This is a genomic window from Streptomyces sp. NPDC059008, from assembly GCF_042749045.1.
Taxonomy (GTDB): domain Bacteria; phylum Actinomycetota; class Actinomycetes; order Streptomycetales; family Streptomycetaceae; genus Streptomyces.
The window spans coordinates 49,291-61,325 of sequence record NZ_JBHYJC010000025.1 but is presented as its reverse complement, the minus strand read 5'-3'; the positions used below and the strand labels follow the sequence as shown (position 1 = coordinate 61,325).

At 73.7% G+C, this 12,035-nt stretch carries 10 protein-coding genes; 8 read left to right on the top strand and 2 right to left on the bottom strand.

Going from position 1 to position 12,035, the window contains the following annotated elements; all coding sequences use genetic code 11:
* The first annotated feature begins 198 nt into the window (after positions 1–198).
* The 6 genes from ACFWZH_RS26175 to ACFWZH_RS26150 all read left to right on the top strand — a co-directional run bounded on the left by ACFWZH_RS26175 (position 199) and on the right by ACFWZH_RS26150 (position 8,475).
* Positions 199–624 (top strand): hypothetical protein, encoded by a 426-nt coding sequence (locus ACFWZH_RS26175; protein WP_384435939.1) that lies wholly within the window; start codon positions 199–201, stop codon positions 622–624.
* A gap of 1 nt (position 625) precedes the next feature.
* On the top strand, positions 626–1,720 hold the full coding sequence (locus tag ACFWZH_RS26170) for a GNAT family N-acetyltransferase (protein ID WP_384435936.1): 1,095 nt from the start codon (positions 626–628) through the stop codon (positions 1,718–1,720).
* A gap of 478 nt (positions 1,721–2,198) precedes the next feature.
* Positions 2,199–3,014 (top strand): glycosyltransferase family 2 protein, encoded by an 816-nt coding sequence (locus ACFWZH_RS26165; RefSeq protein ID WP_384435933.1) that lies wholly within the window; start codon positions 2,199–2,201, stop codon positions 3,012–3,014.
* The gene (locus ACFWZH_RS26160; RefSeq protein WP_384435930.1) at positions 3,011–4,096 is read left to right on the top strand and encodes a glycosyltransferase family 2 protein; all 1,086 of its coding nucleotides are present in this window, start codon (positions 3,011–3,013) and stop codon (positions 4,094–4,096) included. The genes ACFWZH_RS26165 and ACFWZH_RS26160 overlap by 4 nt, the downstream gene beginning before the upstream one ends.
* Entirely contained in the window at positions 4,093–4,896 is an 804-nt protein-coding gene (locus ACFWZH_RS26155; RefSeq protein ID WP_384435926.1) for a polysaccharide deacetylase family protein, read from the top strand. Before ACFWZH_RS26160 ends, ACFWZH_RS26155 begins: the two co-directional genes overlap by 4 nt.
* Before the next feature lie 51 nt (positions 4,897–4,947).
* Positions 4,948–8,475, top strand: coding sequence for a lipopolysaccharide biosynthesis protein (locus tag ACFWZH_RS26150; protein ID WP_384435922.1), 3,528 nt, complete (start codon positions 4,948–4,950; stop codon positions 8,473–8,475).
* 36 nt (positions 8,476–8,511) lie between these two features.
* Here ACFWZH_RS26150 and ACFWZH_RS26145 read toward each other — a convergent pair whose 3' ends face one another.
* Positions 8,512–9,882: a xylan 1,4-beta-xylosidase gene (locus tag ACFWZH_RS26145; RefSeq protein WP_384435919.1), complete on the bottom strand. Its 1,371-nt coding sequence runs from the start codon at positions 9,880–9,882 to the stop codon at positions 8,512–8,514.
* A gap of 128 nt (positions 9,883–10,010) precedes the next feature.
* Between ACFWZH_RS26145 and ACFWZH_RS26140 the strand changes: the two genes are divergently transcribed.
* Positions 10,011–11,123, top strand: coding sequence for a DUF5925 domain-containing protein (locus tag ACFWZH_RS26140; protein ID WP_384435916.1), 1,113 nt, complete (start codon positions 10,011–10,013; stop codon positions 11,121–11,123).
* Between the two features lie 89 nt (positions 11,124–11,212).
* The gene (locus ACFWZH_RS26135; RefSeq protein ID WP_384435914.1) at positions 11,213–11,647 is read left to right on the top strand and encodes an ankyrin repeat domain-containing protein; all 435 of its coding nucleotides are present in this window, start codon (positions 11,213–11,215) and stop codon (positions 11,645–11,647) included.
* Positions 11,648–11,693: 46 nt separating this feature from the next.
* Here the strand turns inward: ACFWZH_RS26135 and ACFWZH_RS26130 are convergent, their stop codons facing one another.
* On the bottom strand, positions 11,694–11,978 hold the full coding sequence (locus tag ACFWZH_RS26130; RefSeq protein ID WP_384435912.1) for an acylphosphatase: 285 nt from the start codon (positions 11,976–11,978) through the stop codon (positions 11,694–11,696).
* Positions 11,979–12,035: the final 57 nt, after the last annotated feature.

Here is a 12,035-nt window from a genome sequence, read left to right as displayed (position 1 = left end):
GGCCCCAGCGCTTGCTCCCCCAGTCTCCGGACGGCCGGTCCGCCGGCCCGCCATTGCGCCGTCAGTGGGCGGCCCGCAGGTGCCCCCACCCCCTGTCGGGTTGCGTAGGTTTCCGGCCTTCTTCGTGTCTTGACGGTGCTCCGGGCGCTGCGCGACATTGAGGCCCGGCATCCGGCGGTACGGGGGGCAGAGCTGCCAATGCGCACCGACACCATCGACGGCAAGGACTCGTACGAGTCGCCACCACCCGAAGAGCGGCCGACGGGCACCGCCGTCTCGCTGCTCGCGGGAGTGGCGGCCGGAATCGGCGGGGTGGGGGCCGTACTCGCGCTCGCCGACATCGGCTCGCCGCTCCGCGCGCCGTTCACCTTCTTCTTCCTGCTGATGGCGCCGGCCGCGGCGATCGCCGCCGCACTGGGCCGGATCGATCCCCTGGGCCGCGCGGTGGCCGCCGGCGCCGGTGCGCTCGCCGTCGATCTGCTGGTGGCGCAAGCCATGCTCGCGCTGCATCTGTGGTCGGTACGCGGCGGGGTGCTCGCGGTGACGGCGTTCAGCGGCGCGGTGCTGCTGGGCAGCGCGCTGCGGCACCGGACCGGCGGCGCGCCCGGACGGCGGGCGGGCTGAGGTGGATCTCGCGGTGTACCGCCCCGGCCGGCTGACCGGGGCCGAGCGCAGCGCCTGGACCGCCCTGCAGACCGAGGCGCGGTCCCTGGGGGCGCCGCAGCTGGCGAACCCGTTCCTGGCCCCCGAGTTCGCGCTGGCCGTGGGCCGGTCCCGGGGCGGTGTACGCATCGCCGTGGTGCACCAGGACGGCGCCCCGGCGGCGTTCCTGCCCTTCCAGCGCTCGGCGCTCGGTGTCGGGCGGGCGATCGGGCTGGGCGTCTCCGACGCGCAGGGTCTGGTGCACCGGCCCGGATTCCGGTGCGGCGCCCAGGAGCTGCTGCGGGCCTGCGGACTGTCGGTGCTGGAGTTCGATCACCTGGTGGAGGGTCAGCGCACCTTCGAGACGCCCTCCTTCGGACGGCACGCCTCGCCCGTCATCGACGTGGACCAGGGATTCGAGGCGTATCTGGCCGGGCTGCGGGCGCGGTCGCCGAAGTTCGCCCGGACCACCCTCGCCAAGGAGCGCCGGCTCGGCCGGGACGTCGGACCGGTGCGCTACGTCCACGACGAGCGCGACCCGGCCGCGCTGCGCACACTGATGCGCTGGAAGTCGGCCCAGTACCGCAGGACGGGGCGCGGCGACCGCTTCGCGCAACCCTGGATCGTCCGGCTCGTGCAGCAGCTGTTCCACAGCCGTACGGACTCCTTCGCGGGTCTGCTGTCGGTGCTGTACGCCGGTGGGCGGCCGGTCGCGGCGCACTTCGGGCTGCGCTCGCCGTCCGTGCTCGCCTGCTGGTTCCCGGCCTACGACCCGCGGTTCGCGAAGTACTCGCCGGGCCTGGTGCTGCATGTGCGGATGGCGCAGGCGGCGGCCGCGGACTCGCTGGACTATCTCGATCTGGGGCGCGGGGCGAAGGACTACAAGGACTCCCTCAAAACCCGTGAACTCCTGGTGTCCGAGGGGTGGGTGATGCGGCGCCATCCCGTGGCCCTGGGGCACCGGGCCCGCCGCGCGCCGGTGCGTGCGCTGCGCAACGCGGTGCTCGCCCGGCCGGAGCTGTTCGAGCCGGCGGACCGCCTGCTCAAGCGGGTGGGGCGAATCCGGTCGGGGCGCTGAGCGCCGAATTGCGTAAGCCCCGCGCGCCCGGAATTCCCCCCGTATTCGAGACGGCGCAATAGGGGCGTACGCCGGTGCATGAATATTGGCGTACATCAGTGCGTACCGGCCAATTGCGCCAAAGGGTATTTGGCGTGGAACTTCTTGCCTTACAGTCCCATTCATCAATACCGTCGCACATCCACCCGCATCGGACGATCATCGCAAGGCGGCTCCAGGGGAGGGCTCGGCGACACGATGGAGCGCCCGGTGCGGTGCGCGGTTGGGGGGGTCCCGTGCGCTCGGTCCCGGTTTGCCGATCACGGCTTGCCGAGGTCCGGAGCACGAGCCGCGCGTCCGGAATCACGCATGCCAGCTCGCCCTGTCCGCACGGCGCCACCGCCGTGCGCAGCGGGGTGTGTACCCCCCTTTCGACCCGGATATCCAGCACGGGCCGCCCGGGGGTGGGCGGCTCACCGGACGAGAGGGAAATCAACCCATGAGCTCGTTCCTTCGCCCGGCCGACGCGGAAGAACCGCCGCTGACGCTGCTGCCGGACCAGGCCGTCTACCGTCCTGTTTCCTCCCATCTGGCCATCGCACCGCCGGTCAGCGTCGTCATTCCGGCGATGAACGAGGCGGAGAACCTCCCGTACGTCTTCAAAACCCTGCCGGACTGGATTCATGAAGTGGTCCTGGTCGACGGGAACTCCACCGACGACACGGTCCGCGTCGCCCGGGAACTGCGGCCGGACGTCACCGTCGTGGCGCAGCGCGGAAAGGGCAAGGGTGACGCGCTGATCAGCGGCTTCGCGGCCTGCACCGGCGAGATCATCGTGATGGTCGACGCGGACGGCTCGGCCGACGGCGGCGAGATCGTCAGCTATGTCTCGGCGCTGGTGTCCGGGGCCGACTTCGCCAAGGGCTCGCGGTTCGCCAACGGCGGCGGCACGGACGACATGACCCCGGTCCGCAAGCTCGGCAACCGCGTGCTGACCGCCGTCGTCAACGCCAAGTTCGGCGCCCGCTACACCGATCTGTGCTACGGCTACAACGCCTTCTGGCGGCACTGCCTGGACGAGATCGCCCTGGACTGCGCGGGGTTCGAGGTCGAGACGCTGATGAACATCCGGGTGGTCAAGGCCGGGCTGCGGGTGCAGGAGATCCCCAGCCACGAGTACCACCGCATCCACGGTGTCAGCAATCTGCGGGCGGTGCGCGACGGTCTGCGGGTGCTGCGGGTGATCCTGCGCGAGCGGGGCACCCGGCGCAAGCGGGTCGCCCGGCCGGCGCTGATCACCGGGGACGCCCTGTGAACCCCCGGAGACCGGCGGTCGGCCCGGCGCTGCGGATCTCCGTCGTCATCTGCGTCCACACCGAGGACCGGTGGGACGACATCCTGGCCGCGGTGGAGTCCGTCCGCGCACAGTCCCATCCCGCCCATGAGCTGCTGCTGGTGGTGGACCACCACCAGCGGTTGCTCGACCGGCTCAGGGAGCGTTTCGGCGGCGCCCACACGGGCGCGAACGCGCCGGGCGCGCCGTCGACTCCGCTGCTGATCATGGCCAATTCGGGACCCCGCGGACTCTCCGCGGGGCGCAACACCGGTATCGCCGCCGCCGACGGCGAGGTCATCGCCTTCCTGGACGACGACGCGGTGGCCGAGCGGGACTGGCTGCGCCACTTCGCCGCGGCGTACGCCGACCCGGCGGTGATGGCGGTCGGCGGGCGCACCGAACCGGCCTGGGAGTCCGGCCGTCGCCCGGTGTGGTTCCCCGAGGAGTTCGACTGGGTGGTCGGCTGCACCTACCGCGGTCTGCCGCCGGGGAAGGTCCGGGTACGCAATGTGCTGGGCGGCAACGCCTCCTTCCGCAGGGTGGCGTTCGACCTCGCCGGCGGCTTCGCGACGGGGATCGGCCGGGACGGCGACCGGCGGCCCCTGGGGGGCGAGGAGACCGAGCTGTGCATCCGGATCTCGCGGCTGATACCGGACGCGGTGCTGCTGATCGACGACCGGTCGGTGATCCACCACCGGGTGCCGGCCGGGCGGCAGCGGTTCGGCTACTTCCGCAGCCGGGCGTACGCCGAGGGGCTGTCCAAGGCGCTGGTGGCGCGGAGTGTCGGCACGCGGGACGGGCTGGCGGCCGAGCGCCGCCACACCGCCCGGGTGCTGCCCGCCGGGGTGCTGCGCGGGGTACGGGACGCGCTGCTGGGCCGGCCCGGCGGGGCCGGCCGGGCGGGCGCGATCGTGGCCGGCACGGCGGCCGCGGCGGCCGGCTACGCCTGGGGCACGCTGCGGGCACGCCGGCGGCGAACTCCCCTTCCCGGCGCCCGGGTCGGCGGGCCCGGCGGCGACGGGGCGACGACGGCCGCGGCGCACGAAGGGGCGGCGGCATGAGCGGCAGACCGGGCGCGGTGCCGATCCTGATGTACCACGCGGTGACCGTGGCCCCGACACCCGCCGCACGGGAGCTGTCGGTGACGCCCACCGCGTTCGAGGAGCAGTTGGCGGTCCTGGCCGACGGCGGCTTCACCCCGCTGACCGCCGCCGCGCTCGCGGCGGCCTGGCGGGGCGGCGGCCCGCTGCCGGAGCGACCGGTGCTGATCACCTTCGACGACGGCTACGAGGGCGTGTACCGGCACGCGCTGCCGGCCCTGGCCCGGCACGGCTTCCCGGCCACCCTCTTCGTCACCACGGGCTGGCTGCGCGGCCCGTACGGCACCGGGGGCGCGCCGGACACCATGCTCGACTGGGACCAGGTGCGGAAGCTGGCCGGAGCCGGGGTGGAGATCGGCGGGCACAGCCACCGCCACCCCCCTCTGGACGACCTCGACGACGAGCGGCTGCGGCACGAGGTGCTGCGCTGCAAGGAGATCATCGCCGATGAGGTCGGGACGGCGCCCGAGTCCTTCGCCTACCCCTACGGCCACTCCGGCCGCAGGGTGCGGCGGACCGTACGCGGGCTGGGGTTCCGGCAGGCGCTCGCGGTGGGCAATACGCTGGCGGCCCGCCGTCAGGGGCCGTACGCGCTGGCGCGGTTGACGGTGCGGCGCGCCACCGGCACCGAGGAGTTCGCCCGGATCGTCGAGGGCCGCGGGCTGGTCCGCGCCTTCACCCGGGACCGGGTGCTCACCAGGGGGTACGCGGTCGTCCGCAGATCACGACAGGCGGTCCGGATGTGCGCGCCGGGCCGCTGAAGACGAGCCCGCCGCGGCCTCCCCGCGGTGGAAGAAGGGGCAGTTGAGCCGGTGTCCGACACCACCACCAAGGCCGAGGAGCGCGCGGAGGAAGGGCCACCGCGGCCGGGCGGGCGGGACGGCGGCAGTCCGCTGTTCCGCAACGCCTATGCGCTGATGCTCAACACCGGCGTCTCCGGGCTGCTCGGTCTGGGGTTCTGGCTGGTGGCGGCCCGTTTCTACACGGAGTCCGCGGTCGGCCAGGGCTCGGCGGCGATCGCCGCGATGAAGCTGCTGGCGGGGCTGACCGCGGTCACCCTCACCGGCGCGCTGGCCCGCTTCATCCCGGTCTCCGGCCGCACCACCCGGCGGCTGGTGCTGCGGACGTACGGGGGCAGTTCGGTCGTGGTGGCGATCGCCGCGACGGCCTTCCTGCTCACCCTCGACCTGTGGGGCCCCTCCTACCGCTTTCTGCACGGCACCCTCAACGGCCTGGGTTTCGTCCTGGCCGTGGTCGCCTGGTCGCTGCTGACCCTCCAGGACGGGGTGCTGACCGGGCTACGCAGCGCGCTGTGGGTGCCGGTGGGCAATCTCGCCTTCTCCGCGGTGAAGCTGGGGCTGCTGGTGGCCTTCGCCGCCGCGGTCCCCACCGCCGGGGTGTTCGTCTCCTGGGTCGCGGCGATCGCGGTCTCCGTCGTCCCGCTCGCCTGGCTGGTGTTCCGGCGGCTGATCCCCCGGCACGTACGGACCACACGGCACACCGCCCGGCCCCCGTCGCTGCGGGAGACGGGCCGCTTCCTGGCCGGCGACTACACCGGCTCGCTGTTCTCCCTCGCCGTGGTCTACCTCGTCCCGGTACTGGTGGCCTCCCAGGTCGGCGCGGCGGACAACGCGTACTTCTACATCGCCACCACCATCGGCGGCACGGTCAACCTGCTGGCCCTCAACATGGGCGCCTCGCTGACCGTGGAGGGCGCGCACGATCCGGCGCGGCTCGCCGCCAACACCCGGGCCGCGCTGCGGCGGATGGCCCGCATCATGGTCCCGGTCTGCCTGGCGCTGTTCGTCTGCGCGCCCTACCTCCTCGGCTTCTTCGGGCCGGGGTACGCGGAGGCGGCCACGCCGCTGCTGCGCTGGTTCGCGGTGGGCGCCGCGCTGCGCGTGGTGATGGAGGTGCACTTCGCGGTGCTGCGCGCCCAGAGCCGGACGTCCGGACTGGCCGCCCTGCAGGGCCTGCTGTGTGTGCTGGTGCTCGGGCTGACGCTGGTGCTGCTGCCGCGGATGGGGCTGACCGGGGCCGGTGTCGCCGAGATCTCCAGCCTGGCGGTGATCGTCGCGATCGCGAGCGGACGGCTGCGCCGGGTGCTGCGCGGGCGGGTGGCGGCCGCACCGCCGGCCCGGATCCCCGTGGACGGTCTGGCTCCGGACGGCGACCTGGCGGATCTGGCGGTGTACGGAGATCTCGGCGACGGCGCCTGGGCGTACGACAGGGCCCCCGACGCAGGCCCGGCCCCGGGCACCAGGGTGTACGACAAGGCCCCCGCCGCAGGCCCGGCCCCAGCCACCAAGATTCCCGGCGGCGGCGCACGCTCGCGTGGCTCGGGGAGGCGGGCCGCCGCGGTCGGATGGGCGCTGCTCGCCGCCGCCGCGGCGCTGTTCTGGCTGCCGCTGCGCGGCATGGGCGACGCCGACCTGGACGGCATGACGGGGTTGGGCCTGATCTCGGTGCTGCCCGCGGCGACACTGGCCGGCGTCGTCCTGCTGGTGGCGGCGTACGCCTGGGCGCTCTGGCTGCCCACCCCGCGCCGCACCCTGCTCACCGCCGTACTGGTGCTGACGGTGGTGTCCCTGCACGCGCTCCCGGCCGTCCTGGAGACCGAGCCGCGCTTCCCCACCGCCTGGCAGCATCTGGGCTTCCTCGACCACCTCGCCAGGACCGGCACCGCGGTACCGGACCTGGACGCCCGCTGGAGCTGGCCGGGCTTCTTCGCCGGGGTGCAGTTCGTCGCCCAGGCGTGCGGCGTCACCGACTTCACCGAGGTCCTGCGCTGGTGGCCGCCGACCGTCCAGCTGCTCTACCTGGCCCCGCTGTTCCTGCTCCTGAAGGCGGTCCGGGCGAGCCGGCGGGCGAAGTGGTGCGCGGCCTGGCTGTTCGCGCTGTGCGGCTGGGTCGGCCAGGACTACTTCTCCCCGCAGGGGTTCACCTACCTCCTCTACCTGGCGTTCGTGGCGATCCTGCTGGTGTGGTTCCGTACCCGGCCGGCGACCGTGGCCGCGGGATCCGGGCGGCGGCCGGGCGAGGCTGCGCCGCACCCGGCGGGCCGCGCCCAGCTCGCGGTGCTGCTCACCACGCTGATCGTGCTGTTCGTGGCGTCGGTGGCGGCCCACCAGCTCACCCCGTTCGTGATGCTCGGCGTGCTGACCGTGCTGGTGCTCGGCCGCCGCTGCACCCTGCGCGGTCTGCCGCTGCTGCTGGGCGTCCTGGTCGCGGCGTGGGTGGGGTTCTGCGCCGAGCCGTACTGGTCGGGCCACTTCGACGAGCTGTTCGGCGGGCTCGGGGGCATCGGCGGCAATGTCTCCTCGTCCGTGACGGACCGGATCGGGGGCGGCGACCCCACCCACAAGCTGGTGCTGTACGCCCGGGTGGCGCTGGCGGGCGGGGTGCTGGCGCTGGCCTGCCTCGGGGCGCTGCGGCGGCGGGCGGCGGGCTTCACCGAACGCTCGCTGCTGACCCTGGCGTTCGTGCCCTTCCTCGCGTTCGGGATGCAGTCCTACGGCGGCGAAATGGCGCTGCGGGTCTTTCTGTTCGCGCTTCCGGGCGCCTGTGTGCTGGCGGCGCTGGCGTTGTTCCCGCGCGGTACGGACGCCCGCCGGGGGCTCGGGCCGCTCGCCGCGCTGCTGACGGGGCTGCTCCTGGCCGGCGGCTTCCTCGTCGCCCGCTGGGGCAACGAGCCCTTCGAGCGGATCCGGCCGGGCGAGGTCGCGGCGATGGACCACGTCTACGCGCACGACCGTCCGACGGTGCGGCTGCTGTGGCTGAGCCACGACCCCGTCGACAGTGTCACCCCGGCGATGCCCTGGGGCGCCAGGGACATGGAGCGGGTGCAGTACGAACCGACCCCGGCGCCGCGCGACCCGACCCGGGTCGGCCCCCTCGTCACCGCCCTGCGGGACGCCGGACCGCAGTCGTATCTGATCGTCAACCACGGCCAGTCGGAGGCGCTGCGGCTGGACTCGGGGTATCCGGCGGACTGGGAGCGGCGGCTGCGCGCCGCGCTGGACCGGCGTGACGACCTCCGGCGGGTGCTGTCCAACGAGCACGCGGCGGTGTACGAGCCGGCGCGGCCGCCGGCGGGCGAGGCGGCCCCGCCCCGGCCCGGTCCGGCCGGACCGAAGGTGACCTGGACGCCGTGGACGGTGTTCGGCGCGCTGGCGCTGGTCGCGCTGGTCGCGGTGCTGGCGGCCCGCGAGGTGCTCCGGGTCGCGGCGTCGCCGAGCGCGCGTCGACGGCACTGGGTCCAGGGGATGTTCTGGTTCGCGATGCCGTTGCTGCTGGTGTTCCTGGTGTCGCTGGTGCAGCGGTTTATGACGCTGTCGTAGGGCCGGGACCGGGAGGCCGGACCGTGTGCCCGGCCTTCAGGAGCGCTCGACCCAGCGCACCTCGTACCCGTCCAGGGTGAGGTCCTCCCCGTCGACCGTCGCCGTGCCGCGGCGGTCGGCGGTGTTCACCAGCAGCGCCGTGCGGTCGTCGGCCAGCCCCAGGATCCTGGTGGTGCCGGTGTCGAACTCCCGCGGCCGGGCCGTGGGCGGGAAGGCACGGGAGAAGCGGGACAGCAGCGTCATCATCGGCAACTCCCGCCCCCCGTCGTCCTGTTCGGTGCTGGTCCACAGGCAGCCGGGGCAGTGCTCGCCCTCGGTCTCCGGGTTCCAGTAGAACCCGCTGGTGGCGCCGCCCGCCGCCATCTCGACCAGCGCCGTGGCCTGTGCGGCGACGCGGCGCCGCTCGCTCCAGCCGGCCCGGTCGCCCCCGCCGCCGCGCGCGCCGTCGTCCGTGATCTCGACGTACCACTCGGCCCACCACAGCGGCAGCCCGGTCTCCTGGCGCAGCCACCGCCCCACGTCGGCGAACTTCCGGGCGGCGGTGAACGGGCCCGGGGCGTAGCGGTCGTCCTTGCTGTAGCTGGAGCCGTCGACGACCACGAAGTCCGCGCCGGCCTTGTGCCGGTTCCAGTAGTCGAAGGCATCGAGCGTGCGCTGGTCGATGCTGCCCCACGGGCCCTTGAGGCGGGAGGCGTAGGTGTCGTCACCCGGCACATGGCTGTCCATCACCAGATAGGGCCCGCCCACCTGGTTCCCGGCGTCGGCCTCCTTCAGCTCCTTGTGGACGAGGTTGTACAGGCGGGTGTACCCCTCGTAGTCCCAGCGTCCCTCGGCGTCGTCGAAGAAGCCCTTGAACTCGTTCCACACGACGAAGTGGCGGACGTCCGGATAGCGCCGGGCGATCTTTCCGGCGAGGGCCGCGAAGTCCGCGTAGTGCGCCGGGTCGGGGGCCTTCTCCAGGGCGTCCCAGTCGGTCCCGCCCGCCGTGCCGCCCTTCATCCAGTCCGGCGCGCAGCACAGGGTCACCACGGGGGTGCCGCCGGTGCGCCGGATCAGCGCGATCCGGCGGTCCAGGTCGGCGAAGTCGTAGCGGCCCGGGCTCGGTTCGGGGTTCTGTGCGCCCCAGCCCATGATGTGCTGGTTCTGCGGCATCGGGCGGTCGGACAGCAGCCGGGCGGCCCGGTCCCGGGCCGGCTCGGCACCCTGGTCCGCGCTGAACTGGGTGTGGGTGAACCCCCAGCCCACGGCCGGCCCGGCGGCCCGCGAGGGCGCACGCCCCTTGGCGTCGCGGTCCCGCTGCCCCGGAGCGGTGCACATGACCAGCGTGACCAGCGCCATCGCCAGCGCGGCCACCCCTGCCACGACGACGAAGCCCGTTGTCTGACGTTCCCCACCATGACGTCGCACAAAGGGAGATTAGCGGGCCAACCGCCCGGTAAGCCCGGTTTTCGGGTTACCGGTCCCGTTCCGTACGGAGAAACACCGGAGGCGATAATCCGTGTACGCGACGGGCGGCGGTGGCGGATCATGGCGTCATGTGTGCCGATCATGTCCAGCCGTCCGCCGCGGAGGACTCCCTTCCGCTCCGTCTGACCCTGGACGACAGCGATGCGCCGTCCGACGTCATCGATGCGCTCTTCCTGGGACGGTTCGCCAAGGGCGAGCAGCCGTACTCCCGCAGCCGGTCGGTGGACCGGGTGAAGTCCGGGCTGACGCTGCTGCCGCCGGGCGCACGGATCCTGCGCTCGGCCAAGGACGAGGACCGCAGCGCCACGCTCGCCGAGGGCGACGGCTACACCCTGCTGGTCTCCCGCTGGAACCGCGGCGCCGACGTGACGGTCACCGCCGTCACCGACGAGCTGGCCGAGAAGGTGCTGGGGCAGGCCTCCGACGGCGCCGAGGACGCACCGGAGCCGCAGCCGGAGAACGTCCCGATGGGCTTTTGGTACTTCTCCCCGCGCCGCGGGCCGCACCGTACCTCCCGGCAGATCTCCGCCGGGACCTGGCAGGAGATCCGGCCCAACTACACCGCGCCGGTGGCCGATGCGATGGACCGGCTGATGAAAGTGGTGCCCGCGGAGATCGCCGGCCGGCTGCTCCTGCTGCACGGCCCGCCCGGCACCGGCAAGACCTCCGCGCTGCGCACCCTGGCCCGCTCCTGGCGCGACTGGTGCCAGGTGGACTGCGTCCTGGACCCGGAGCGGCTGTTCAACGACGTGGGCTATCTGATGGACATCGCGATCGGCGAGGACGACTCCGCCGGAAAGGGCCGCTGGCGGCTGCTGCTCCTGGAGGACTGCGACGAGCTGATCCGCGGCGAGGCCAAGCACGCCGCCGGCCAGGCGCTGTCGCGGCTGCTCAACCTCACGGACGGGCTGCTGGGCCAGGGGCGCAACGTCCTGGTCGGCGTCACCACCAACGAGGACCTGGAGCGGATGCACCCGGCGGTGGTGCGCCCCGGCCGCTGTCTGGCCCGTATCGAGGTCGGCCCGCTGACCCGTCCCGAAGCGGTCAACTGGCTCGGCGCGGACCGCGGCATCGGCCGCGACGGCGCCACCCTGGCCGAGCTGTACGCGCTCCGGCGCGGCACCGGGCCCGCGTCGGTCCCGGCCCAGGACTCGGGAGCCGATGCGGGGCTGTACCTCTGAGGCCCCGTGGCACGCCCGGCCGGCTCACCTACGGTGCGTGCGCATATCGGCTGGCCCCGCCGCGCACCCGGTCGCTAGCCTCGGCCCCCATGAACCAGCGCAAGCGCAAGAAGCTCACCCGGCGTCTCTTCGGGGCGATCTGGCTGCGTGACACCGCCCGCGTGGCGACGCTGCTGCGGGCCGGAGCCGACCCGCAGCGAGCGGACTACGGAGGCACCACCCCGCTGTACCAGGCCTCCGTGAACGGGTCGGCGGAGATCGCCCGCCTGCTCCTGGCGGCCGGGGCGGCCCCTGACACCGAGAGCGCCGGGCTCGGCTCGGAGGGCACGCCCCTGTGCGCGGCGGCGTGCTGGGGGCACACCGCGACCGTACGCGAACTGCTGGCGCACGGCGCCGATCCGAACCTCCGCGAAGACCACGGCACCGGCCGCACCCCCCTGGACTGGGCGAACGACGCCTCCCACGCCGAGACCGCCGCCCTCCTCGTCGCCGCGGGCGCTACGGCCCGCGAGGCCACCGGGTAGGGGCGCCCCAGGGCCGTTCCGACCCCGCCCCCGGCCCATCGGCCCCCTAGAACCCGCCGGGCGTCGGCCGGATCTCGAAGCCCCGCAGGCCCTCCGGCGCTTCCTCCGTCACGGACACCGCGTCGACCAGCGCCGTGGCGGGACCCTGGTGCGCCCACTCCACCAGTTCGCGGACCCGCTCGGGCTCCCCCTCGAACACGGCCTCCACCGTTCCGTCCGGGCGGTTGCGCACCCAGCCGGCCACCTCGCGCGCGTCCGCCGTGCGCCGGCAGGTGTCGCGGAAGAACACACCCTGCACTGCTCCGGAGACCACCACCCGTCTGCGGATCACCGTATGCCACCTCGTCAGCTCGCCCAGCGGTACGAGCGCAGATATATCCCCGGCCCG